This window comes from Sphingopyxis sp. LC81 (assembly GCF_000756375.1).
Classification (GTDB): Bacteria; Pseudomonadota; Alphaproteobacteria; order Sphingomonadales; family Sphingomonadaceae; genus Sphingopyxis.
Map to the genome: position 1 here is coordinate 23664 of NZ_JNFD01000030.1, position 24590 is coordinate 48253.

The 24590-nt window shown below is 64.7% G+C and carries 16 protein-coding genes and 1 tRNA gene; 8 read left to right on the forward strand and 9 right to left on the reverse strand.

Going from position 1 to position 24590, the window contains the following annotated elements; all coding sequences use genetic code 11:
* Nucleotides 1–20: 20 nt before the first annotated feature.
* Both tyrS and FG91_RS14815 read left to right on the forward strand, forming a co-directional pair.
* Nucleotides 21–1247 carry a tyrosine--tRNA ligase gene (gene tyrS, locus FG91_RS14810; RefSeq protein WP_037516332.1) on the forward strand — a complete coding sequence of 409 codons (1227 nt, stop codon included), beginning with the start codon at nucleotides 21–23 and terminating at the stop codon, nucleotides 1245–1247.
* 73 nt (nucleotides 1248–1320) lie between these two features.
* Entirely contained in the window at nucleotides 1321–1662 is a 342-nt protein-coding gene (locus FG91_RS14815) for a PilZ domain-containing protein (protein ID WP_037516333.1), read from the forward strand.
* 53 nt (nucleotides 1663–1715) lie between these two features.
* Here FG91_RS14815 and recG read toward each other — a convergent pair whose 3' ends face one another.
* Nucleotides 1716–3782, reverse strand: a complete 2067-nt coding sequence (recG, locus tag FG91_RS14820; RefSeq protein ID WP_037516335.1) for an ATP-dependent DNA helicase RecG — start codon at nucleotides 3780–3782, stop codon at nucleotides 1716–1718.
* Between the two features lie 157 nt (nucleotides 3783–3939).
* On the opposite strand from recG, the gene FG91_RS14825 reads away from it, so the two are divergent.
* Together FG91_RS14825 and mfd are read left to right on the forward strand one after the other, a co-directional pair.
* The gene (locus FG91_RS14825) at nucleotides 3940–4200 is read left to right on the forward strand and encodes a succinate dehydrogenase assembly factor 2 (protein WP_037516336.1); all 261 of its coding nucleotides are present in this window, start codon (nucleotides 3940–3942) and stop codon (nucleotides 4198–4200) included.
* Entirely contained in the window at nucleotides 4197–7691 is a 3495-nt protein-coding gene (gene mfd / locus FG91_RS14830; RefSeq protein ID WP_052187644.1) for a transcription-repair coupling factor, read from the forward strand. The genes FG91_RS14825 and mfd overlap by 4 nt, the downstream gene beginning before the upstream one ends.
* 98 nt (nucleotides 7692–7789) lie before the next feature.
* Here the strand turns inward: mfd and FG91_RS14835 are convergent, their stop codons facing one another.
* Complete coding sequence (locus tag FG91_RS14835) at nucleotides 7790–8995, reverse strand: GGDEF domain-containing phosphodiesterase (protein WP_037516337.1); 1206 nt, start codon at nucleotides 8993–8995, stop codon at nucleotides 7790–7792.
* Between the two features lie 59 nt (nucleotides 8996–9054).
* On the opposite strand from FG91_RS14835, the gene moaA reads away from it, so the two are divergent.
* The 3 genes from moaA to FG91_RS14850 all read left to right on the forward strand — a co-directional run bounded on the left by moaA (nucleotide 9055) and on the right by FG91_RS14850 (nucleotide 11030).
* Nucleotides 9055–10071, forward strand: a complete 1017-nt coding sequence (gene moaA, locus FG91_RS14840) for a GTP 3',8-cyclase MoaA (protein ID WP_052187646.1) — start codon at nucleotides 9055–9057, stop codon at nucleotides 10069–10071.
* Between the two features lie 30 nt (nucleotides 10072–10101).
* Entirely contained in the window at nucleotides 10102–10872 is a 771-nt protein-coding gene (locus FG91_RS14845; protein ID WP_037516338.1) for an NAD kinase, read from the forward strand.
* 83 nt (nucleotides 10873–10955) lie between these two features.
* Nucleotides 10956–11030, forward strand: a tRNA-Asn gene (locus FG91_RS14850).
* Nucleotides 11031–11452: 422 nt separating this feature from the next.
* On the opposite strand, the gene acs is transcribed toward FG91_RS14850, so the two are convergent.
* The 7 genes from acs to psrA all read right to left on the reverse strand — a co-directional run bounded on the left by acs (nucleotide 11453) and on the right by psrA (nucleotide 23300).
* A complete protein-coding gene (gene acs, locus FG91_RS14855; protein WP_443027747.1) occupies nucleotides 11453–13384 on the reverse strand; it encodes an acetate--CoA ligase in 1932 nt (643 codons plus the stop codon).
* A gap of 14 nt (nucleotides 13385–13398) precedes the next feature.
* Entirely contained in the window at nucleotides 13399–14697 is a 1299-nt protein-coding gene (locus tag FG91_RS14860) for an alkaline phosphatase family protein (RefSeq protein ID WP_052187647.1), read from the reverse strand.
* 49 nt (nucleotides 14698–14746) lie between these two features.
* Nucleotides 14747–17977, reverse strand: a complete 3231-nt coding sequence (locus FG91_RS14865) for a TonB-dependent receptor domain-containing protein (protein WP_037516341.1) — start codon at nucleotides 17975–17977, stop codon at nucleotides 14747–14749.
* 115 nt (nucleotides 17978–18092) lie between these two features.
* Complete coding sequence (locus FG91_RS14870; protein WP_235212056.1) at nucleotides 18093–19316, reverse strand: MFS transporter; 1224 nt, start codon at nucleotides 19314–19316, stop codon at nucleotides 18093–18095.
* A gap of 156 nt (nucleotides 19317–19472) precedes the next feature.
* Nucleotides 19473–20930: a phosphonoacetaldehyde dehydrogenase gene (gene phnY / locus FG91_RS14875; RefSeq protein ID WP_037516343.1), complete on the reverse strand. Its 1458-nt coding sequence runs from the start codon at nucleotides 20928–20930 to the stop codon at nucleotides 19473–19475.
* 1 nt (nucleotide 20931) lies between these two features.
* Nucleotides 20932–22173 (reverse strand): phosphonoacetate hydrolase, encoded by a 1242-nt coding sequence (gene phnA / locus FG91_RS14880; RefSeq protein ID WP_037516345.1) that lies wholly within the window; start codon nucleotides 22171–22173, stop codon nucleotides 20932–20934.
* Nucleotides 22174–22190: 17 nt separating this feature from the next.
* Complete coding sequence (gene psrA, locus FG91_RS14885; protein WP_037516347.1) at nucleotides 22191–23300, reverse strand: iron-containing alcohol dehydrogenase PsrA; 1110 nt, start codon at nucleotides 23298–23300, stop codon at nucleotides 22191–22193.
* Nucleotides 23301–23401: 101 nt separating this feature from the next.
* Here psrA and FG91_RS14890 point away from each other — a divergent pair, with 101 nt between their 5' ends.
* Nucleotides 23402–24283, forward strand: coding sequence for a LysR substrate-binding domain-containing protein (locus tag FG91_RS14890; protein WP_037516349.1), 882 nt, complete (start codon nucleotides 23402–23404; stop codon nucleotides 24281–24283).
* Nucleotides 24284–24590: the final 307 nt, after the last annotated feature.

Sequence of the window (24590 nt, forward strand, 5' to 3'; positions counted from 1 at the left end):
ATGCTAAGCGCCCGCGCGTTATGACGAACTATAAATCCGACCTGCTGCGCCTCCTCGACGAGCGAGGCTATATCCATCAGACGACCGACGCGGAAGGGCTCGATGCGCTCGCCGCCAAACAGGTCGTCCCCGGATATATCGGCTTCGACGCAACCGCACCGTCGCTGCACGTCGGCAGCCTCGTTCAGATTATGATGCTGCGCCGCCTGCAACAGACGGGGCACAAGCCCGTCGTGCTGATGGGCGGCGGGACGACGCGCATCGGCGACCCGACCGGCCGCGACGAAAGCCGCAAGATGCTGTCGGACGAAACGATCGCCGCGAACATCGCGTCGATCTTCAGCATCTTCCAGCAATATCTGACCTTCGGCGACGGCCCGACCGACGCGGTGATGGTCGACAACCAGGACTGGCTCGGCCAGCTCGGTTATATCGAGCTGCTGCAGGAAGTCGGCACGCATTTCACGATCAACCGCATGATGACCTTCGATTCGGTCAAGCTGCGGCTCGAACGCGAACAGCCGATGACCTTCCTCGAATTCAACTACATGATCCTGCAGGGCTATGATTTCCGCCATCTGTCGAAGACGATGGACATGCGGTTGCAAATGGGCGGGTCCGACCAGTGGGGTAATATCGTCAACGGGATGGAACTCGGCCGCCGGATGGACGGCGCCGACCTTTACGGCCTCACGACTCCGCTGCTGACCACCGCTGCGGGAACCAAAATGGGCAAAACCGCCGCCGGCGCGGTGTGGCTTAATCCCGAACAACTGTCCCATTTTGACTATTGGCAGTTCTGGCGCAACACCGACGACCGCGACGTCGGCAAGTTCCTGAAGCTCTTCACCGATCTGCCGCTCGAGGAGATCGCACGGCTCGAAGCGCTCGAAGGCGCGGAGATCAACGAGGCGAAGAAGATCCTTGCGAACGAAGCGACCGCGATGTGCCGCGGCGCGGACGCCGCAAAGGCGGCCGCCAAGACCGCGACGCAAACCTTTGAAAAGGGACAAATCGGTGGCGATCTTCCGCAGGCCGTCGCGCCCGCCGAGGGGATCAGCGTCGTCGATGCGCTGCGCGAACTCGGCTTCGCGGGCTCGAACAAGGAGGCGCGCCGCAAGCTCGACGAGGGCGCGGTGAAGGTCGACGGCGTCGTCATTCGCGACCCGCAACACCTGATCCAGCCTGGCGCGGACCCCGTTCCGCTTAGCTTCGGGTCAAAAAAACATGGCCTTGTGACGCGCTAGCGCGCAGGGAACGTTTACGACTTCTTCAGCAATCGGATGGATCGTCATGGCCAAATCAACAAGGTCCACGAATATGCGCAAGATCGACACGAGCAAGGCCCATTATGTCGGCCTCGACCAGCGGATCGCTCCGCGTAGCGACGTCTATTGCCGCCTGCCCTTCGTCATGCCCGACGGACGGCAGGAAATGTGCACCTGCGTCAACATCAGCGCCGACGGTATGCTGATGCGCTTCGAACGCGGGCTGGAGATCGGCGACCTTGTCGTGCTCCGCATGCCCATCATCGGCCGCACCTCGGCGAAGGTCGTCTGGTCGCTCGCCGGCAAGACGGGTTTGCAGTTCGAAAAATCGATTTCGGTCGAAGATTATCTGCCGATGATCCGCGCCATGGGCGCACGCGGGGATGTCAACTAAACACTTAGCAGAGATCGGCTTCTTCTCCCCTCCCGCTTGCGGGAGGGGGACTATCATCCACTCCTCAATAGCGGCACCGCGGCATCCCGCTCGAACAGATAGAGGCAGTGCCGCACCGCATCGGCACGGACGCCGTCCATCCCGCCATCCCGCTCGACGAACAGCCGCGCATCGTCATGCGCGACCGGCAGCAGCCGCACCAGCTGTTCGGGGGTAGCGAGCCGGTAGTCGGCATCTCCCGACTGCTTGAGCCCGAGCAGTTCGCCACCGCCGCGCAGCTCGAGATCCTTTTCGGCAATCACGAAACCGTCGTTCGTATCGCGCATCAACGCGAGCCGCTCACGCGCGGTTTCAGACAGATTTTGTGAGCGCAGCAAGAGGCACACCGATTTCGCCGCCCCGCGCCCGACACGGCCGCGGAGTTGATGGAGCTGCGCAAGCCCAAAATTCTCGGCATGTTCGATGATCATCAGGCTGGCGGCAGGCACATCGACCCCGACCTCGATCACCGTGGTCGCTACGAGGACACCGATTTCACCCGCCTGGAAACGCGCCATGACGTCGTCTTTTTCGGGGCCTTTCATCCGCCCGTGGACCAGCCCGACGCGCGCATCCCCCAGCCGCGCGCGGAGCAATGCCGCACGGTCCTCAGCCGCAGCCAACTCGCTCCCTTCGCTCTCGGCGACGAGCGGACATACCCAATAGGCCTGCGCGCCGCTCGCGAGATGGCGGTCGAGGCTGTCGACGACGTCGTCGAGCCGGTCGAGCGAAATGACGCGCGTATCGACCGGGGTGCGCCCCGGCGGCATCTCGTCGATCTGCGACACGTCCATCTCGCCATGATTGGCAAGCTGCAGCGTGCGCGGGATCGGCGTCGCGGTCATCACGAGCAGGTGCGGCGGGCGCGCCGCCTTTTGCGTGAGCATCAACCGCTGCGCGACGCCGAAGCGATGCTGCTCGTCGACGACGACGAGCGCGAGATCCTTGTACGTCACCGCCTGCTGGAAGATCGCGTGGGTGCCGACGAGGATATCGATGCTGCCGTCGGCGAGGCCCATCAACGTCGATTCGCGCGCCTTGCCCTTGTCGCGCCCGGTGAGGATCGCAAGGTTCACCGGCAGGCCGCCGAGCATGCGCTGCAACGTCGCAAAATGCTGGCGCGCCAGAATCTCGGTCGGGGCGAGCAGCGCCGCCTGCGTCCCCGCCTCGACCGCCGCGAGCATCGCGCGCAAGGCGACGAGCGTCTTGCCCGACCCGACGTCGCCCTGCAGCATGCGCAGCATCGGCGTGTCCTCTGTCATATCGCCCGCAATCTCGCGCCCGACGCGTTCCTGCGCGCCGGTCAGCCCGAATGGCAGCTTCAGCGCGTCGGTCAGCCGGCCATCGCCACGGATCGCCCTGCCCTTGCGTGTCCGAAGCCCCTGACGGATCAGCATCAGCGCGACCTGGCTCGCGAAAATCTCGTCGTAGGCGAGCCGGTCGCGCGCGGCTTCGTCGCGCGGGCTGGCATGGGCACGCTCCATCGCCTCGCTCCACGCGGGCCAGCCGCGGCTGGCCAGCAAGGGCGCGTCGATCCATTCGGCGAGCTCGGGCCGCCGTTCGAGTGCCACCGCGCCAAGCTGCGACAACCGCGCGTTGGTGAGGCCTTCGGTCAGCGGATAGACGGGTTCGTGCACCGCGATGCCGTCCTCGTCGCCCGGCTCGGCGACATGGTCGGGGTGCACGATCTGGCGCATGTCGCCGTACATATCGAGCCGACCCGACACGCGCCGCGTCTCGCCCAAGGGAAAAAGTTTTCGCGCCAGCCCCGACGCGCGCCCGAAATAGACGAGCCGGACATGGTCGCCGGCGCTGTCGAACGCCTCGACGCCGAAGGGCGCTCGCGGGGATCGGCCGGGGCGATAATCCTGCGCGGTCAGCTCGACGATGATCGCCTGTCCGACCTGCGCCTGATCGAGCCGGTCGACCGGAAAGCGCGAGATCAGCCCCGTCGGCAAATGAAACAGTATATCGACGACGCGCTCCAGCCCCAGCCGCGTCAGCGGCTTGGCAAGCTGCGGCCCGACGCCTTTCAGGTCGGTGAGCGCGGCAAAGAGCGGATTGAGTATCTCGGGTCGCATGGCTAGGGCGTGTCTAGCCCCCACATTCCGTTCGTGTCGAGCGAAGTCGAGACACCCCGCGTTTGCGCCGGACCGACGGGCATCTCGACTTCGCTCGATGCGAACGGATTTCGGGATGGCCGTTGAAGAAGTTCGAGAGAAGAAGACAAGGCCCGCCATGCAAGACCGCCTCAAACGCCTGAAATTCCGCGCCTGGCACCGCGGCACGCGCGAGGCCGATTATATGATCGGCGGCTTCTTCGACCGCTATTCCGCCGATTGGGGAGACGAGGAACTCGCCTGGTACGAAGCCGTTGTCGAGGAAGACGACGTCGACATCATGGCGTGGGCGCTCGGCACCGGTCAGCCGCCCGCGCATCTCGACCGGCCGGAGATGATCGCCGCGATGCGCCGCCTGGACTATATCCCGCTGCCATGACGATGCCCGCCGCCGACATTTTTGCCGCGATCGGATCGGCGTCGGCGCCGCTGACGCTGGCGCGCGCCGCCGACGGCTTCCTGCCGCTGTTGCTCGCCGACCTCGCGCGGGCGAGCGACAAGCGTCTCGTCTATGTCGCGACCGACGATAGCGCGATGCAGGCGATCGCCGACGCCGCGCCCTTCTTCGCGCCCGACCTCATCGTCCACCGCTTCCCGGCGTGGGACTGCCTGCCCTACGACCGCGCGGGGCCGTCGATGCGCGTCAGCGCCGATCGGCTCGCGACCCTCTCCGCGCTGCAACTCCCGCCGAAACGCGGCGAGCTGATCCTCACCACCGTCGCCGCGATCACCCAGCGCACGCTGACGCCGTTCCGCATCCGCCAGCTCGCGACGACGCTCGCAGCGGGGCAGCGGATCGACCGCGATGCGCTCGCCGAATTGCTGGTGTCGAATGGCTTCAGCCGCGTCGATACCGTCGCCGACCAGGGCGAGTTCGCGGTGCGCGGCGGTATCCTCGATCTCTTCCCCGCGGGCGAGGAAACGGGCCTGCGCGTCGATTTCTTCGGCGACGAGATCGAAAGCATCCGCCGTTTCGACCCCGCCGACCAGCGCAGCCTTGGCCCCGCGAAGGCATTGCAGCTTCTCCCGGCGTCCGAAACTTTGCTCGACGAAGCGACGATCAAGCGCTTCCGGTCGGCCTATCGCGACCTGTTCGGCGGACAGTCGACCGGCGATCCGCTCTATCAGGCTGTGAGCGACGGGCGTCGCCAAGCAGGCATGGACCATTGGCTGCCGCTGTTCGAGGAACGGCTGGCGACCTTGTTCGACCATATCGATCCCGCGACCCCGGTGCTGCGCGGCCACCGCACCGAGGCAACCGCCGAGACACGCTTCGCCGCGATCGCCGATTATCATGCGAACCGCGTCGCCGCCGAACGCGAGTCGCCCGGCAGCTATCGCCCGCTCGCACCCGAGACGCTCTATCTGACCGAAGAGGAATGGGCCGGAGCCTCGGCGGATCGACCGATCCATATCGTCACACCGTTCGACGTCCCGCCCGCCGCGACGGTCGTCGACCTCGAAACCTTCGCCGCGCGCGATTTCACCCCCGAACGCACGGCCGATCTCAACGTCTATGACAAGGTCGCCGACCATCTGTCCGACGAACGCCGCAAGGGCCGCCGCACGATCATCGCCAGCTATTCGGGCGGCGCGCGCGAGCGCCTGTCGGGGCTGCTGCGCGACCATGGCGTCACCTCGCTCGCCCCGGCCGAAAGCTGGCAAGATGCCCTCGGCACCGCGTCGTCCGAAAGCGGCGGCGCGACCGCGATGGTCGTCCTTCCGCTCGATCATGGCTTTGCGAGCGACGCGATCAGCCTGCTCACCGAACAGGATATCCTCGGCGAACGCCTCGTCCGCCGTCAGAAGCGCCGCAAGAGCGCCGACGCCTTCCTCGCCGAACTCGCGACACTCAGCGTCGGCGACCTCGTCGTCCACCTCGACCACGGCATCGGGCGCTATGAGGGGCTGACCCAGATCCCCGTCGGGAGCAGCCCGCACGATTGCGTCGCGCTCACTTATTCGGGCGGCGACAAGCTTTACGTCCCGGTCGAAAATCTCGACGTCCTCTCGCGCTACGGCGGCGAGAGCGAGGGCGTCGGCCTCGACAAATTGGGCGGCGAAGCATGGCAGCGCCGCAAGGCGCGGATGAAGGAGCGCATCCGCGAGATCGCGGGCGAACTGCTCGCGACCGCGGCGCAGCGCGCACTGCGTTCGGGCGAATTGCTCGCGCAGGATGCCGCCTATCCGGCCTTCGCCGACCGCTTCCCCTATCAGGAAACCGACGATCAGGACCGCGCGATCGGCGATGTCCTCGCCGATATGGCATCGGGGCGCCCGATGGATCGGCTCGTCTGCGGCGACGTCGGCTTCGGCAAGACAGAGGTCGCGCTGCGCGCCGCCTTTGTCGCCGCGATGGCGGGGGTACAGGTCGCGGTGGTCGTGCCCACCACCCTGCTCGCGCGCCAGCATTACACGAACTTCGCCGAGCGTTTCAAAGGCTTCCCGGTCAACATCGGCCGCCTGTCGCGCCTCGTCCCGGCGGGTGAAGCACAAAAGACGCGCGATGGCCTGTCGAGCGGACACATCGACATCGTCGTCGGCACGCATGCGGTGATCGCGAAATCGGTCGAATTCAAGAATCTCGGCCTCGTCATCGTCGACGAGGAACAGCGCTTCGGCGTCGTCCACAAGGAGCGGCTGAAGCAGCTCAAGACCGACGTCCATGTCCTCACCCTCACCGCGACGCCGATTCCGCGCACGCTGCAAATGGCGATGTCGGGGCTGCGCGAACTCAGCGTCATCCAGACGCCGCCGGTCGACCGCCTCGCGGTCCGCACCTATGTGGCGCCATGGGATCCTGTGGTGATCCGCGAAGCGCTGCTCCGCGAACATGACCGCGGCGGGCAAAGCTTCTTCGTCACCCCGCGGATCAAGGATCTGCCCGATATCGAGGCGTTCCTGCGGACGCGGGTGCCCGAGATCAAATATGTCGTCGCGCACGGCCAGATGGCGCCGGGCGAGGTCGAGGAGCGGATGAGCGCCTTTTACGACCGCAAATATGACGTACTCGTCTCGACGACGATCGTCGAAAGCGGGCTCGATATCCCGAGCGCGAATACGCTGATCGTCCACCGCGCCGACCGCTTCGGCCTCGCGCAGCTTTACCAGCTCCGCGGCCGCGTCGGGCGCTCGAAGACGCGCGCTTACGCCTATCTCACGACGCTCGAAGGCGGCGCGATCACCGACACCGCCGAAAAGCGGCTCAAGCTGCTCGGCGATCTCGATACGCTCGGCGCGGGCTTCCAGCTCGCGAGCCACGACCTCGACATTCGCGGCGCGGGCAACCTCGTCGGCGACGAGCAGTCGGGGCATATCCGCGAAGTCGGCTTCGAACTGTACCAGTCGATGCTCGAAGAGGCGATTCTGGTCGCCAAGGCCGAGGGCGCCGGAAAGCTGCCGCCGCGCGAGGCGCTGTCTCCGGTCATCACCGTCGACGCGCCGATCCTGATCCCCGAGGATTATGTTCCCGACCTGCCGCTGCGCATGGCGCTCTATCGCCGCCTCAACGATGCACAGGATCGCCCGGCGCTCGACGCCTTTGCGGCCGAGATGATCGACCGCTTCGGCCCATTGCCGCCCGAAACCGCGAACCTCGTCCAGTTGATGGAGATCAAGGCGAACGCCAAGCTCGCGGGCATCGCCAAGCTCGACGTCGGCACCAAGGGCGCGCTCGTCAGCTTCCATGGCGACGCGTTTGCCAACGTCCCGGGGCTGATCGCCTATGTCGAACGGCTGAAGGGCCGTGCGCGCATTCGCCCCGACAACAGACTGTCGATCAGCGGCGACTGGATGAGCACCGGCGCACGATTGAACGGCGCGCTGCAGCTATCGAAGGGTTTGGGGAAACTGGCGAAGCAGGTCGCCTAGGAAAATGTCGTACCCCGGCGAAAGCCGGGGCCCATCTCCCGCCGCTGCGGCAAGAACCACGCCCAGGTGATGGACCCCGGATCAAGTCCGGGGCACAGCTATTTCTGAGCGGTAAGCAATCCCAGCAACTGATCCGCCGGCACCGGCCCCGACTTCAAAAACCCCTGCCAGGTCGCAACCCCCAGCTCGGTCAATCGGGCAAGCTGGCGCTCATTCTCGATCCCCTCGGCGACCACGAGCAGCCCCAGCGCGCGCGCGAGGTCGACGATCGCGCGCACGACGATGCGGTCGCGGTCGCTGCCGTCGATCGTGCGGGTAAAGCCGCTATCGATCTTGAGATAATCGATCGGCAGCCGCGCGAGCAGCGACAGGCTGGAATAGCCGGTGCCGAAATCGTCGATCGCGACCGCGACGCCGAGCGCGCGAATCTGCGCCAGCTGGTCGGCGGCGCTCGCCGGGTCGCTGAGCATCGCCTGCTCGGTCAGCTCGAGCGTCAACCGGTCGGGGTCGACCTTTGCCGCCTTCGCCATCGCGGCGAAGCGGCCGGCAAATTCGGGATCGCCCAGGTCGGCGGCGGTGATGTTGAGCGATACGCGCAGCTTCGCCAGCGCTTTGGGCCAGCTCGCCATTTCGGCGAGCGCGACGCGGTGCGCATGTTCGGTGAGCTCGCATTCAAGCCGTGCGGCGCGCGCCGCGGTAACCAGCGGCCCCGCGCCGAGCAGGCCAAGCTCGGGATGCTGCCAGCGCAGCAGCGCCTCGACGCCGGTCATCTCGCCGGTCGCGACGTCATATTGCGGCTGGTAATGGATCACGACCTCGTTCTGCGACAGCGCGGCATGGACCATCACCCCGTCGCGCGCCGACGCCGGCCGCGCCAGCTGGTCGCCCGCAGCACGCAATTGCTCGGCGACCGACTCATCGCGCGTGATCAGCGCCGCGGCGATGCGGATCGACAGGCGGCCGTTCGGATCGCCGACGATCGGTTCGGCCAGCGCGACGTGGAGCGCGCGCTCCTGCGCGCGAAGCGCACCGAGCGACATCGGTGTCGACGGAACGATCAGGAAACGCGGACCGTCGAGCCGGTCGACGCACGATCCTTGCCCGAATTCGTCGCTCGCGAAATTTTCGAGCCGCCGCCCGATCTCTTCGAGCACCGAATCGCCCGTTGCCGTCCCCGCGCTGTTGTTGATGCGCGCCATCTGGTCGACCTGGACCAGGATGACGCCGGCGTCGGCATCATGGCGCGCGTGCAGGGCTTCGAGTTTGCGGGCGCAGGCGGAAAGAGATTCGGACAGGCGATTCATCGCATTCCTCTAGCAGGCTTTGCTTGCCAAGTTCCTGCCTTTTGCATCAATATAGGCGCGTGGCTGCCACATTTTCCCATAGCGCCCTACCCGCGGCGCCGCTCATCGACGGACATGGCCGTCGGATCAGCTATTTACGCCTTTCGGTCACCGATCGCTGCGACCTGCGCTGCCGCTATTGCATGGCCGAGGACATGACCTTCCTGCCCAAATCGGCGGTGCTCAGCATCGAGGAAATGGGCAAAATTGCCGAGCGCTTCGTTGCGCGCGGGATCCGCCGCATCCGCCTGACCGGCGGCGAACCGCTGGTCCGGCGCGGGATCGATACGCTCGCGACGCGATTGGGGGCGATGATCGGCCGCGGCCTCGACGAACTGACGCTCACCACCAACGCGATGCGGCTGGCCGAGCATGCGCCGATGCTCGCCGCGGCGGGGGTGCGCCGCATCAACGTCAGCCTCGACACGCTCGACCCCGGGGCCTTTCGTCACATCACCCGCGTCGGCGACCTTGATGTCGCACTGCGCGGCATCGATGCCGCGCGCGCCGCCGGACTGGCGATCAAGATCAACATGGTCGCGCTCGCCGGGCTCAACGAAGACCAACTTCTCCCGATGCTCGATTATTGCGCCGCGACCGGCTGCGACCTGACGCTGATCGAAACGATGCCGCTCGGCGAAGTCGCGGACGACCGCAGCGATCATTATATCCCGCTCCACCATTTCATCGCGCCGCTTCGCGAAACCCGCGCCATTTATCCGGTCGACAAGCGCACCGGCGGCCCGGCGCGCTATTTCGCGGTCGAGAACAGCCCCGTGACGCTCGGGCTGATCACCCCGCTCAGCGACAATTTCTGCGCGACGTGCAACCGCATCCGCCTGACCGTCGAGGGGCGCGTCTATATGTGCCTTGGCCAGGACGATCATGTCGACCTGCGCGCCGCGCTGCGCGACGGCGGCGACGTCGATGGGTTGATTGATGCGGCATTGGCTGGCAAACCCCGCGCGCATGACTTTCATATCGATGGAAAGTCCCAACCGGCGGTCGCGCGTCATATGAGTGCAACGGGCGGCTGAGGGGCCGCCCGCTAGGGGAACCGGACCAATATGCATCGCAAGATTGCGCTCGTCGCATCGAACGCGCCCGCGGCCATGGAGGCGGAAGCCGAACTCCGCCCGCTCTATGACTTCGTGGAATTGGGGGAGGCCGACCTGCTGATCGCGCTCGGCGGCGACGGCTTCCTGCTCCACATGCTGCACCAGTTGCTCGACCAGCGCCGCAGCCTGCCCGTCTTCGGCATGAATCGCGGCACCATCGGGTTCCTGATGAACGAGTTTAGGATCGAGGGGCTGGTCGACCGGCTCGCCGCCGCGCGTCCCTTCCTGATCCATCCTTTGTCGGGCGACATCACGACGATCAGCGGCGAGCGCCACATATTGCCTGCGATCAACGAGATTTCGCTGCTGCGCGAAACGCGCCAGGCGGCGAAGCTCGAGGTGATGATCAACGAAAAGACGATGCTCGAGGAACTGGCGTGCGACGGCGTGCTCGTGTCGACCCCGGCGGGATCGACCGCGTACAACCTCAGCGCCAACGGCCCTATCCTGCCGCTCGAATCCGAGATGCTGGCGCTGACGCCAATCAGCCCCTTCCGCCCCCGCCGCTGGCGCGGCGCGCTTGTTCCCGAATCGACGAGCATCCGCTTCAACGTCCGCGAGGCCGCGAAGCGCCCGGTGAGCGCGGTCGCCGACCAGCGCGAGATCCGCGATGTGAAGACCGTTTTGGTCACCACCGACCGCAGCCGGCCACTGACTTTGCTGTTCGATCCTGACCAGGGCCTCGACGAACGCATCGCGATGGAACAATTTATCGTCTGAGAGTCACAAAAGGCCATAAAAGCCCCTTGATAAAGTTGTCGGTTGGCGGCAAAGGGGCCGCCTTGTCCGCTTCGGCGGCGTGTTCCTCGGTAGCTCAGCGGTAGAGCAATCGACTGTTAATCGATCGGTCGTAGGTTCGAATCCTACCCGGGGAGCCATTTCTTCCAAGACATACGAAAGCCTACGCCAAAGCACCCTAGCTTTGCGCGACGTTTGCCGACGGCACTCCCCCGTACTCCAGGGCAGCGATGAAAAGAGCCTAAACTCTTATCGCAGAGCAGAATATCGTAGGTCGCCCAGACACTGCAACGAGGGAATCGACTTCGCGTAGGCTAGCGAAGAAATACAAGCCATAGTGCCGCCTAGCGCTCCTGCGGACACAGCAGCGTCGCCTTGGCGCCTTCCGGTTACTCTAGCGTAGCGTCTCTGCGCCAACAAGCCGACGAACGACGATCTGCTTTTGGCCGATTTCGGACTGTCCGCTTTTGTCGGGAATCCGAATGAAACGAACATATCCCTTCCCAAATGCCGTTGGGAGCCGAGTCTGGTCCCACGGCCCATTATGCCGGTCCGCTTGGGCCTACCCGGCCCGATTGGCCACCAAATCGTCTACGACCGCCGGATCCGCTAGCGTCGACGTGTCGCCGAGCGCTGCGGTGTCGCCCTCGGCGATCTTGCGTAGGATGCGGCGCATGATCTTGCCCGAGCGGGTTTTCGGCAGGCCCGGCGCGAACTGCACCGCATCGGGCGTCGCGATCGGACCGATCTCGCTCCGCACCCATTTCACGAGCTCGCCGCGTAGCGCGTCGTCGGCGGCGCAACCGGCATTGAGCGTGACATAGGCGTAAATGCCCTGCCCTTTCACATCGTGCGGCATGCCGACCACCGCGGCCTCGGCGACTTTCGGATGGAGCACCAGCGCGCTCTCGACCTCAGCGGTGCCCATGCGGTGCCCGCTGACGTTGATCACATCGTCGACCCGGCCGGTGATCCAGTAGTAGCCATCCTCGTCGCGGCGGCACCCGTCGCCGGTGAAATATGTGCCGGGGTAAGCCGTAAAATAGGTCTGAATGAAGCGCTCGTGATCGCCCCAGACGGTTCGCATCTGCCCCGGCCAGCTCCGCACGATGACGAGATTGCCCTCGGCGGCGCCGGGCAGGATATGCCCCTCGCCATCGACGAGTTGCGGATCGACGCCCGGCAGCGGCTTCGTCGCGCTGCCCGGCTTGAGCGCGGTCGCTCCCGGCAGCGGCGCGATCATCGCGCCGCCGGTCTCGGTCTGCCACCATGTGTCGACGATCGGGCAGCGGCCTTCGCCCACCACCGCATGATACCAGCGCCACGCCTCGGGATTGATCGGCTCGCCGACCGTGCCGAGCAGTTTGAGCGATTTGCGGCTCGTCCTTGCCACGAAGGCGTCGCCGTCCTTCATCAACGCGCGTAGCGCGGTGGGGGCGGTGAAGAGGGTGTGGACCTGGTGCCGGTCGACCACCTGCCAGATGCGGCTCGCGTCAGGCCAGTTGGGCAGCCCTTCGTACATCAAGGTCGTCGCGCCATTGGCGAGCGGGCCATAGAGGATGTAGCTGTGGCCGGTGACCCAGCCGATGTCGGCGGCGCACCACCACACATCGCCGGGGCAATAGTCGAAGCAGAGTTCGTGCGTCAGGCTTGCCCAGAGCAGATAGCCCGCGCTGCTGTGCAAAACACCTTTGGGCTTGCCGGTTGAACCGGAGGTATAGAGGATGAACAGCGGATCCTCAGCGTTCATTTCCTCGGGCGGGCAGTCGGCGGAGACACCCATCGCGGCATCGTGATACCAAATGTCGCGGCCTTCGGTCATCGCAACCGCGCCGCCGGTTGCCCGCACGACGACCACTTTCTCCAGCGCCGGTGCGCGCCAGGCCGCCTCGTCGACATTGGCCTTGAGCGCGATGCGCTTGCCGCCGCGGCGTCCTTCGTCGGCGGTGATCACAACGCGGCTGTCGCAATCGGTGATGCGGCCCGCCAGCGCCTCGGGCGAGAAGCCGCCGAACACCACCGAATGGATCGCTCCGATCCGCGCGCAGGCGAGCATCGCAAACGCCGCTTCGGGGATCATCGGCATATAGATGGTGACGCGGTCGCCCTTGTGGACATCCTGCGCTTTCAGGACGTTGGCGAAGCGGCAGACCTCGCGGTGCAACTCGCGCCAGGTGATACGGCGCGGGTCTTCGGCGGGATCGTCGGGTTCCCAGATGATCGCGACATCATCCCCGCGTTTCAACAGATGCCGGTCGATGCAATTCGCCGCGACGTTGAGCGTGCCGTCGGCGAACCACTCAATACGGAAATCGCCTTCATCGAACGACCAGTCGCCCGCCTTGCCCGGCGCCTTCATCCAGTCGAGCCGCTTCGCCTGCTCCAGCCAGAACGCCTCCGGCTCTGCGAGCGAGGTTTCGTACATTGCGGCGTAGGCGGCTTCGCCGAGCGCCCGCTCTGTCCACGCCGCCGGAACCGGATACACGTCGGACACGCGCTTTTCCTCCGTCATTGGCCGCGGATCGGAAGCACGGGTGCGCGGGCGGCGGGAAGCGAAACCTTGAGTTCCGCGGCAAGCGTCGGCGCGATCTGCCGCATGTCGATCACGCCCAGGTTATGGCCCGCGGCGATCCCCGGTCCCGTGATGAAGAAGGACGAATGCATGTCGGGACGCACCGTCCGTGTCGAAAAGGCGCCATGCGCGCCGCCTTTGGACGGCTTCACAATCGGCCCTGTCATCGCGTTGGCCATCCGGTATCCCGGCTTGAACGCCACGACATATTCGGCCGCCGGGGGAAGCCCGCGGTTGGCATATTCGTCGCGAGCATAGATGCGCTCGATCCCGTTCGCCGGGTCGGCCGCCAGCTTTTGCAGATATTCGCCGACGCGCGCTTTCGTCTTCTCGTCCTTGCGGTCCTGAAGCACGATCATCGCCGACCCGCCGACATACCAGACGAACGCCTTCCACGAGGCGACTTCCTGCTCGTCGCCCTTGCCGCTGAGCTTGATAAACCCCGCGTCGACGAATGCCGCGTTCAGATTGACCTGATGCGATACTGTGTCGAAGCCGTGATCGGACACGACCGCGACGACGCCGCCGGGATGCGTCCTCCGATATGCGGTAACGACGCGGCCGATCGCGGTGTCGATCCGTTCGAGCGCCGCGTTGCCCTCGGCGCTGAACGGACCGAACTCATGCTGCTGATGGTCGAAATTGACGAAATGGACCGTCAGCAATTCGGGATTTTTCTGCTCGATCAGCGCGATCGCATCGTCGGCGATCTTCGCATCGTCCTCGTCATTGCCCTCGACGAGGTTGAAATCGATGTCGGTGGCTTTTTTGGTCACCGGCCAGAAGATGCTGCCGGTTTTGAGGCCCGCTCCTTTCGCCGCGCCCCACAGCGTAGACGCCTTGATCTGCGCATAACTGCTGTAGCTTTTCGGCAGCTTCGCGGTCGGCGCGAAGGGCCGATTGTTATAGATGCCGTGCTCGGCGGGCAGCACGCCCGTGACCAACGTCGTATGGTTCGGGTTGGTCACGGTAGGGTTCACGTTGATCACCGCCTGTGCATAGCTGCCGCCGGTCAGGAAGCTGCGGAGCACCGGAATCTTCAGTCCATGTTTGTCGGCGTCGAGCACCGCGTCGGGCCTCAGCCCGTCGATCGAGATCATCAGCACCGGGTGACGGCCGGACACGTCGGCGGCGTCCGGTGTCGCCGCCCCAGTCTGGGCCCCGGCCTGACCCACCGGCAGGCTTGCTGCCAGCACGAGTGCGACCGAAAACTGGATTGTCCGCCAAAGTTTCATGACTGGCTCCACAAATGAATGATGGATCGGGCGAGCGCCGCGCGGGACCCTAGAAGCGGTGCTCGAGCTTCAGCTTGAACTGGCGGCCGCGCGGATTGACGGTGCCCACGAAATAGCCTTCATCCTCGTCCGCGACCGGCGGGTCGGCGTCGAAAACATTGTTGACGCCGAACGTTACGCGCGTGTCGTTGCCGGGACCGAAGGCATAAGTGACGCGGGCGTTGTGCAGGATCGCAGGCTTCACGCGCAGATAGAAGCGTTTGATGCCATTATCGTCGAAGGTCATGATGCTCTTGGGCCGGCCCAGCGCTTCATAGATCGCCTCGGTGGTCGACGCCGACGTGTCGGCGTAGGGGCCGTAATAGCTGGTGAACCAGCCCAGCGACCAGCCGTCGCTCTTCCAGTTCACCGACGCAATGCCTTTCCATTTCGCGCGCTTGTTCTTGCCGAGTTCGTCGGTCACGATACCATCGTCGGAAAGTTCCTCCTTGCGCTTCAGATAATGCGTCGCCTCGGCCTTCAATGTGAATTGACCGAGGCCAAAGTCGGGTACGCGATACTGCAGCGCGAGGTCGAGACCCGCGAGCTTGCGCGAACCGAGGTTGATATAGTCGTTCACGAGGCTGGTGATTTCCCCGACGACGGCGCGTTTGGTGGCGTTGGTCGGCTGGGCGGCGTTGTACGCGTTGAAGGTAGCAATATCGGCCGCCGTCGGGGCGCGGCGGGTGACGCGGCTGTTGCCCGCATAGCCGGCCGTCCCCGAACCGAGGTCGATCTGGTCGGCGGATTTGCCGGAAGCGAGCCCCGCTTGGGTCGCGAGGTCGAGCAGCAGCTCGTCGGTCGCGAGCACCTCGGTGTTGCCGAGCGCGGTGATCGCGTCGCGCTGGTTCAGCCGCCAATAATCGACCGTGAAGGAAAGCCCGCGGACGCCGGGCACCTCCATCGCGATGCCCGCGCCGAAGTTCCGGGCCCTTTCGGGATTGAGCCGGTCGTTGCCCTGACGGAACGTCCGGCGCGGCGCGCTGTCGTCCGCCGCCGAGTTGGTGACGTCGCGGCGATAAGGATCGGCGGTATAGTTCACGCGCAGCAGCGGCGTGGTGTTGGTCTGCGCAAGGTTCGGCGCGCGGAACGATTCATTGTAGGATGCGCGCAACTTCAGCCACGGGGCCGGGCCCCACAGAATGCTGTATTTGGGCGTCGTGCTCGATCCGTGAATCGAAAAACGCTCGTGACGCACCGCGGCGCCGAGTTCGAGCCGGTCGAACAGGAAGAAGCGATTGTCCTCGGTGACGAGCGGCAACGCGACTTCGGCATAGGCCGCCTGCACATTTTGCTTGGCGTCGATGTCCGAGTTGGGGCTCATCGCGATGAAGTCGTTGTCATTCTCCCGCAGGTACGGAAAATCATTCCCCGATCCCGGTGGATTGAGGCCCGCGAAGGGCGCCTTCCACGCATGATAGCTCTCCCAGCGCGCCTCGGCGCCCGCGGCAACCTGGATGGGCCCGCCGCCGAAGGGAAGTTTCCACAGCTCGCCGCCGATCTTCGCGTCCCACACGATGATCCGCGTTTTGCCGTAGCGGTTGTCGGTGTCGTACATCGGTTCGGTGACCGAGGCGGGATTGACGTAGGGCTGGTCCACGACCACCCGGTTGTTCACCACCTTGAACGTGACGGGGAACGGATTGTAAGCGGTGCCGTCGGTGCGCGCGAGCGCCCGGCGCAGCAAAGATTCGCGGTAGATGTTCGACTCGGTTTCATGGCTGTAGGCGCCCGAGACGAGCAGGCCGCTTTCCCAGGCCCAACTGTCGCCGAACTTGCCGCGCGCACCCGCCATCGCGCGATAGAAGGTCGAATCAACCTCGATATAGCGATCCTTGGTGCCCGGCGGGATCAGCCCCGACACGATCGTGACGTCGGCGGGTGTGCCGGCGATGCGCGCGGTGCCGTCGGCGTTGGGCAGGCCCTGCGGATGATAGAAGCGCGAACCGAACGGGTTAAAGGGGTTCGACGCCGGGACATAGAGGCCCGGTTCGTTGACGTTCTGCATGTTCGCCGCTTCGCGCTGGCTGTTCGCGTGCGAGCCCGAGAAGAGGACGTCGCCAAAAAGGGTGAAGCTGTCGTTGAACTCATGCTCGACGAACATCGCGAGATTGAGGCGTTTCAGGCCGGGCACGAGCGTCCGGTGCGGCAGGCGGTTGTCGTAATATTCGTCTTCGGGATTGCCGAGATTGCGCGACGGCGCGGTCTGCTTGAAATTCACCGCGCCATCCGCGCCGGGATAAAGGAAGAAGGTGCCGTCGGTCGCGACCGTCGCGACGCCGCCGGTCGGCGAGGTCGAGGTCGAAATCCCGCGGTTGCCGTCGGGGCGCCCGCCGTTGAAGGTCAGGAAGTCCGACTGGATGAACCCGCGGCGGAACTGGCCATAATGGGTGATCGTGCTGCCGTTATCGAGGTCGTTGTCGAGCGAGAAGTTCGCACCCGTCGCCGGATTGACGATCGGCAGGCCGTTCCACGGCGCGGGCAGCTTGCGCGTGCGCCTGAGGTCGGATTGCGAGCCCCATTTGCGGTCGCCGAAGAGCAGGTCGTTGCGCCGGAAATAGTCGGCCGAAATGCCGATCGACGTCTGGCCGAACTGAAAGGTCTTCGCCGCGGTGACGCGGAATTCTTCGGCGCCGCCATGCTGCGTGATCGCGCTTTCCATCGAGATGCGCCCGCGGTCCTTGGTCGGCGAGATGATGTTGTTGATCACCCCCGCCGCGGCGTCGGCGCCGTAGATTGCCGATGCGCCGTCGCGCAGCACTTCGACGCGCGAGATCAGGGCGGTCGGAATGACGTTGGCATTGGCCGAAAGCGACGGCACGCCCTGATCGGTGCCTGAAATCGGATGCGGTGCCATGCGGCGACCGTTGATGAGCAACAGGGTGCTTCCCGCACCGATGCCGCGTAAATCGGGGGACGATACGTCGCCGCGCGCGCCTTGCGACGCGATTGTGCCTTCGTTGATTTCGGGGGGAGTCGCGGACGGCAGCGTCTCGTAAAGATCGGCGCCGGTCGATCCGCCGCGCAGATCGATTTCCGACTGGTCGATGACCGTGACCGGCAGTGCAGTTTCGGCGCGCCGGATATTGGTGCCGGTCACGACGATTTCCTTCGTCGGCGCGTCCGCTTCGGCGGGTGCCGCGTCGGCGGACGGAGCCGCATCCTGCGCGCGGGCACCGGCTGCTGTGGCGAGCGCGAACACCATCGCGGTGCCGCATAGAATCGAATGACGAGCTTTCATGTTTCCCTCCGCATTAAGCAAAAATCGCAGTCTGGGTAGGCAGGCGGCCACCGGTCGGCGCGGCCGCAAAATCTTGGCACGTGGAACTTTGCCAGGTGGCCCCCGCAGGGGCGGTTCATCGCCGGATGAACAACGCCACCGTTGCGCTGGCGGCACTCGCCCCCGCGACGATCAGGAACACCAGCGACGTGTCGTGGTGGGTATCCATGAAGCCGCCGATCAGCGGTTCGCCGAGCCCCGCAAAAAGATAGGCAAAGAAGTTCATGATCCCGATCGCCGTCCCCGCCCTTTTGTGTCCGACCAGATCGGGGCACAGCGCCCAGAAAGAGGACTGGGGGCCGTAGACGAAGAAGCCGCACAGGAAGAGCGTGGCGAGGCCGAGATACACCTCGCTGGCGGGGATCGTGTACATGAACAGCGAGGTCACGGTGGCGAGCACCATGTAGAGGACGATCGCCAGGTAGCGCTTCGATCCGAAGACATTGTCCGACACCCAGCCGTTGGTCGCGGCGCCGATCGCCATCCCGACGGGCAGCGCGACGCTGATCCACTGGGGATCGATGAAGCTGTTTGATGGAGCCGCCTCCCCCGCACCGCCGAGGAAATGCACCGGCACCCACACGAGCAAGCCGTAACGCGCCGAATTCTGGAAGCCGATGGCAAGGCCGCCGAGCAGCAGGCGCCAGTTGGAAAGCACCGCCTTGTAACGCGCCCACGAACTCTCGTCGTCGGCGACATCGGGAGCGGCGTCCTCATCGGCGACATCGTCGTGCGGCGACTGGAACCCCAGGTCTTCGGGGCGCTCGCGCGCGACGAGGTAGAATGCGATCCCCCCGACCAGCATCAGCAGCACGGGAAGGCGAAAGATCCAGCGCCAGTCGAGCTGCAACACATGGACGACGATGATCGAGGTGACGAAGGACAGCACCGACGCCATACCGGCGGCGAACACATAGAATCCGAACACCTTGCCCCGCTCGTGCTTGCCGAACCAGTTCGACAACAGCCGGCTGCCGGGTGCCCAGCCCATCGCCTGGAAATAGCCGTTGAGCCCCCACAGCGCGCCGAGGCTGAGCACGCCGGTCGCGAAGCTCGCGGCCCAGTTGGCCATGCACGAGAGGATCGCACCCGCGCTCATCACGCGGCGGCCGCCGAACTTGTCGCCGAGGTTGCCGTTGATCGCCTGTCCGATCGCGTAGCACCACAGAAGCGCCGCGCTGACCCAGCCCAGCGTTTCTTTCGACACGCCGAATTCGGCCTGGATGCCCGGAATAGCAAAACCGAAAGTCTGACGACCTGTGTAAAAGAACAGATAGCAGAACATCGCCGCAAAAAGCATACGATGCTGCGCCTTGCGAAATAACATACTACTATCTGTTAAGTTACAGATTTCCGTAACACCTTTTTGAACCACGTTCATTTGCATCTGTCCCGTGAATAGGCACTTTATGTGCTCTCTATTTAGTGATTCTTGTGCAATTTTTATGACAAATTATTAAATATTCCAGGGAAGCGACCATGTCCTGACGTTGGTAAAGCCTTTCATCGCCTCGACGACGCCCTCCTTGTCGCCGAGACCCGAATCCTTGATCCCGCCAAAGGGCGACATTTCGATCCGGTAGCCAGGGACTTCCCAGACGTTCACCGTCCCGACCTCGAGCTCGGCGACGAAGCGCGTGACATAATCGAGGCGGTTGGTGCAGACGCCCGACGACAGGCCGTAGGCGGTCGAGTTCGATATCCGGATCACCTCCGAAATATCGTCGGGGCAGCGGACGATCGGGATCACCGGACCGAAGGTTTCCTCGAACACCAGTTCGCAATCGGCGGGCACATGGTCGACGACGGTCGGCGCGAACAGCGCCCCGCGCCGCGGCGCGCCGTGCAGGATTTCCGCACCGCGTTCTACCGCATCGTTGACGCGGTTTTCAAACAGGATCGCCGACCGTTCGTTGATCACCGTGCCGACGTCGGTCGACGGGTCCATCGGGTCGCCGCTCTTCAGCAGCTTCGCCTTCGCGGCGACCAGTCTGGAAAAATCGTCGGCGACGCTGTCGACCACCAGAATCCGCTTTACCGCGGTGCAGCGCTGGCCCGAATTCTTCGTCGCCCCGGCCACCGCCAGCTCGGCCGCCTTGTCGAGGTCGGCGTCTTCCATCACGATCAGCGGATCGTTGCCGCCGAGTTCGAGCACCTTGCGCTTGTAGCCCGCGGTGTTGGCGATGTGCTTTCCGACGCGCACCGAACCGGTGAAGGTCACGAGGTCTGCATCGGGGTCGGTGATCATCGCGTCGCCCATCGTCGACGGATTGCCGGTGATCACCGACAGCATTTCGGGCGGCAGCCCGGCCTCATACAGCACGTCGGCGAGCGCGAGCGCGGTGAGCGGGGTCAGTTCGGTCGGTTTCAGCACCACGCGATTATTCGTCGCGATCGCCGGCGCCAGCTTGTGGCTGACCATGTTGAGCGGGTGGTTGAACGGCGTGATCGCGGACACCACGCCGAGCAGCGGCACCCGTGTCGTGAAGATCTTGCGCTCCTTGCCCATCGGCGAGATGTCGCAGGCATAGATTTCGCCATCGTCCTTGATCGTGAGCTGCGCCGCGAACGACCAGACGTCATAGGCGCGGCTGGCCTCGTACAGGCCGTCCTTCCAGCACAGCCCGGTCTCGGCGACGATCAGCCGCGCGAACTTCTCCTTGCGATCGCGCAGCAGTTCGGCGGTGCGCTGCAATATCTGCTGGCGCTCGTACCGGCTCAGCTTCGGCTTGAACGCCTTGGCGGTGCGGAACGCTTCGCGGACATGCTCGGGCCGCGCCGCCGGGACGGTGCCGGTCAGCGTATTGTCATAAGGATTGCGGACCTCGATCACGTCGTCGGTCTGGACGAGCTTGCCGGCAATGCGCATCGATTCGAGGCGAACGGGCTGGCTGGGGCGGGTGTGGATGTTCATCTCAGCGCACCAGGTTCAGCGCCATGTCGAACGCGTCGAAATTGCGCAGGACGCGATCGGAGCTCACCTCGGTCGGGCGGTTCGAGATCAACGGCACGGTCTGTTCGGTCAGTCCGCCGTGGCTGCGCAGCGGTTCGGTGAGCCCCGAAAAATCGTGTCGCGCGGCGGTGGTGCCGAGCACCTTGTGGCGATCGCAGATGACGACGACGTCGCCGATGCGGTCGATCGGCAGTTCGAAGCGCTCGCCCGCCTCCGCGGCCGCAATCGCGACCGTCACGCCCTCGATCGCGCTGGCAGCGTCGATCACCGGCTGCACCTTGTCGGCGTCGACATAGACCGTCGCGAACGACCCGAGCGCGCCGTGGTGCGCGACATAGGGATCGGTGATCGGCAGGATCACGCGCGCGGTGCCTGCGCCGAGCTCGGCATCGAGCACGTCCTGCAGATAGATGACGTCCGGCTGCTGCTCGCTGTCGTGCTTGTCGTTCATGCCATGGTCGGCGGTGATGACGATCGTGCAGCCGGCGGCGTCGAGCTGCCCGACATAGCGGTCGAACATCGCGTAGAAATCATTCGCCGCCTTGGCCCCTGGTGCCGCCTTGTGCTGCACATAGTCGGTCGTCGAAAGATACATGAGGTCGGGGCGGAAGCTGTCCAGCAGCTTGACGCCGGCCGCAAAGATGAACTCCGAAAGGTCGGCGGAGTAAACGTTCGGGAGCGGCAGGCCGACGAAATCGAGCACGTCCTCGATGCCATTCTCGGCCTTGGTCGCCTGGTCGGCCTTTTCCGACGAGAAGGCGATCGCGGTGCCGCTGGCGAAGTCCAGCCCCTTGCCGAGCAGCGTGCGCAGCTTGTCCTTCGCCGTCACCACCGCGATCTTCAACCCAGCCTGTTGGGCCGTTGCGAAGATAGTCGGCACGCGCAGGAATTTGGCGTCGTTCATCATCACCTCGACGCCCGCCTCGCGGTCGTAGAAGAAATTGCCCGAAATGCCGTGCACCGACGGCGGGCGACCGGTGACGATCGACAGATTGTTCGGGTTGGTGAAGGTCGGGACCACCGACAGCGCGGTCCGGTTCGTCCCGGTCTTCAGTATCCGGTCGAGGTTCGGCGCGACCCCCGCCGCGATCGCGGCCTCGATATAGCCGGGTTCGGAACCGTCGAGGCAGATGACGACGACGGGCCGGTCGGGGCGCTGGTATGCGCGGCCGTTGACGACAAGGTCGGCGGGGTTGGTGGGCATGTTCACAAAATTCCTCCTCAGGCGGCGCTGGATAGAAAGGCATCGCGGGTGCCGATAAAATTGCGCCCTCGCTCGCCGTCGAGGGCATCGTCGATCGCCGCGAGCCAATTCTCGCGCGTGACGCCGTAATCGGTTGCGTCGGTCGACACGCCGAGACCGGTCAGGAAGGCATCGAGCCGGTCGGCACCCGCAGCGAGATCGTCGCCGAAGATTCGCGCCAGTGCTTGGTCGCAGGCCGCGTTCTGCCCGATCACGCTGCGCATCACGGCGGGCAGCATGAACGAACAGGCGATCCCGTGGACGGTGCCGTGATGCAGCGTCAGATAATAGGACAGCGAATGCGCGAGCGCGGTCTTGGTGTTCGAAAAGGCAAGTCCGGCAAACAGGCTGGCGCGCGCGACGCGGGTCCGCAGCTCGAGATTGCCGAGGTCGTCGACCAATCTGGGCAGTGCGTCGATCAACTCGCTCGCGGCGAAAATCGCGTGGTTCGCCGAGACGGGGTTGGCGTTGACGTTCCAGATGCTTTCGAGCGCGTGCGACAGCGTATCGAGGCCCGTCGCCAGTGTCAGCCCGCGCGGCACGCCCAGCGAGGTCGAGGGGTCGATGATCGCGTGTTCGGGATAGAGGTCGGGTCGGTTCAGCGAATATTTCTTGCGCGCATCGGTGTCCCAGATCGTCGCCCACGAGGTGACCTCGCTGCCGGTGCCGAAGGTCGTCGGCACCGCGATGATCGGCATCGCCTTCACCGCCTCGGCGCCCTTCCGGCCTTCGAGGAAGCCCTGGACGTTGGCGAAGTCGCCGTTCGAGACGGCCAGCGCCTTGGCCGAATCGATCACCGATCCGCCGCCGAACGCGACGATGACTTCGGGCGGCGTCGCGGCGGAACCAAAGGTACGGCACAGGCCGCGCAGCCCGTTGAAGCTGGGGTTCGGTTCGACCTCGCGCACCACGACCGCAGGGGTGCCGACACGCGCCGAAATCGCCGCAACGATGTCGTCGAAATAGGGATGATCATTGTAAGTGACTAGGCAATAGCCGCGGCCCGCGACCTTGTCGGCGACCGCCGCCACGGCGTCCCCGCAAAACGTCACCTCGACGGGATTCCCATATTTCCACGAATTCGACATCGGCGCTTTCGTCCCCCCTCTACTATTGTTGGGGAGCCTTGAAGCCGATGCGCACCGTATTATCCAATTGATAGTTTTCGTCTCATCTATATAAAAAATCTATGAGATACACGCAGCTCCGATCCTTTCACGCGGTCGCCGAAACCGAGAGTGTCACCGCCGCAGCGAACCGGCTCAACATCAGCCAGCCGACGCTGACCACACAAATCCGCCAGCTGGAGGAGGAATATGCGGTCGAATTGTTCGTGCGCACCGGGCGGCGGATGCGCCTGACCGACGCCGGGCGCGAGCTTCAGCAGATCACGCGGCGCATGATCGCCGACGAAGCTGATGCGCGGCACTTCCTGACTGAAAGCCGCGAATTGCGCACCGGCCACCTTCGCGTCGGCGCGGTCGGCCCTTTTCACGTCACCGAGATGCTCGTCGCCTTCCACGCCCGCTATCCCGAAATCGAAATTTCGGTGTCGATCGGCAATTCCAACATCGTGCTGCGCAATCTTCTCGAGTTCGAATCCGACGTCGCGGTGCTCGCCTATGTCGAGAACGACGAGCGGCTGTGGTTCTCGCAGTATAGCGAAAGCCCGATCGTCGCGTTCGGGCGCCGCGACCATCCGCTTTTCGCGCCGGACCGCGAGCATATCAGCATCACCGAACTCGACGGCCAGCCGATGGTCGCGCGAGAGCATGGCTCGAACACCCGCCGCGCTAGCGACGAGGCGATGGCGAAGGCGAATGTGCGGCCGAAAATCGTGATGGAGATCGGAAGCCGCGAAGCGGTGCGCGAGGCGGTAGCGAGCGGCGTCGGCTTCGGTTTCGTCTCCAGCGCCGAATATATCGCCGACGATCGCATCCGCAGCCTGCCGGTCGTCGATGCCGAAATCTTCAACTATGCTCACATCGTGTGTCGCCAGGATCGACTGCAATCGCGGATGATCTCCGCGTTTCTCGATGTCACCAGAGCACTACATTCCACTGATCTTTAGCTGGTATGGCCGGAAGCGGACGGTCTGCTTTCAGTCTCCTTTGTGCGAAAAGCGGCCGTCCGCAATCTTTGGCGAAGAGACAACATGCGCACCAGACTAAGCATTTGCTTAAAGAAGCTTTCTTATCGATCGGAGGAGGAGGCGCTTGTTGTCGTTCGGCGCTCTGAATTGCAGCTCCGGACATACCGCTGCGACCGCTGCCGGCGGTTTCACTTAACGAGCCGCACAAAGGGCAAGCCTTCACCTCGGTGAGGTGAACGCCCATTCCGTCATTGGCCGCTTGCGAACGGCCTGCTTTGGAGAAGCC

What these genes read in the sequence shown, in the direction of transcription:
- tyrS (WP_037516332.1), top strand. Translation starts at nt 21, where the DNA reads ATGACGAACTATAAATCCGACCTGCTGCGCCTCCTCGACGAGCGAGGC.
- mfd (WP_052187644.1), top strand. Translation starts at nt 4,197, where the DNA reads ATGACGATGCCCGCCGCCGACATTTTTGCCGCGATCGGATCGGCGTCG.
- FG91_RS14845 (WP_037516338.1), top strand. Translation starts at nt 10,102, where the DNA reads ATGCATCGCAAGATTGCGCTCGTCGCATCGAACGCGCCCGCGGCCATG.
- FG91_RS14890 (WP_037516349.1), top strand. Translation starts at nt 23,402, where the DNA reads ATGAGATACACGCAGCTCCGATCCTTTCACGCGGTCGCCGAAACCGAG.
- phnA (WP_037516345.1), bottom strand. Translation starts at nt 22,173, where the DNA reads ATGCCCACCAACCCCGCCGACCTTGTCGTCAACGGCCGCGCATACCAG.
- FG91_RS14865 (WP_037516341.1), bottom strand. Translation starts at nt 17,977, where the DNA reads ATGAAAGCTCGTCATTCGATTCTATGCGGCACCGCGATGGTGTTCGCG.
- FG91_RS14815 (WP_037516333.1), top strand. Translation starts at nt 1,321, where the DNA reads ATGCGCAAGATCGACACGAGCAAGGCCCATTATGTCGGCCTCGACCAG.
- phnY (WP_037516343.1), bottom strand. Translation starts at nt 20,930, where the DNA reads ATGAACATCCACACCCGCCCCAGCCAGCCCGTTCGCCTCGAATCGATG.
- FG91_RS14870 (WP_235212056.1), bottom strand. Translation starts at nt 19,316, where the DNA reads ATGCTTTTTGCGGCGATGTTCTGCTATCTGTTCTTTTACACAGGTCGT.
- psrA (WP_037516347.1), bottom strand. Translation starts at nt 23,300, where the DNA reads ATGTCGAATTCGTGGAAATATGGGAATCCCGTCGAGGTGACGTTTTGC.
- recG (WP_037516335.1), bottom strand. Translation starts at nt 3,782, where the DNA reads ATGCGACCCGAGATACTCAATCCGCTCTTTGCCGCGCTCACCGACCTG.
- FG91_RS14860 (WP_052187647.1), bottom strand. Translation starts at nt 14,697, where the DNA reads ATGAAACTTTGGCGGACAATCCAGTTTTCGGTCGCACTCGTGCTGGCA.
- FG91_RS14835 (WP_037516337.1), bottom strand. Translation starts at nt 8,995, where the DNA reads ATGAATCGCCTGTCCGAATCTCTTTCCGCCTGCGCCCGCAAACTCGAA.
- FG91_RS14825 (WP_037516336.1), top strand. Translation starts at nt 3,940, where the DNA reads ATGCAAGACCGCCTCAAACGCCTGAAATTCCGCGCCTGGCACCGCGGC.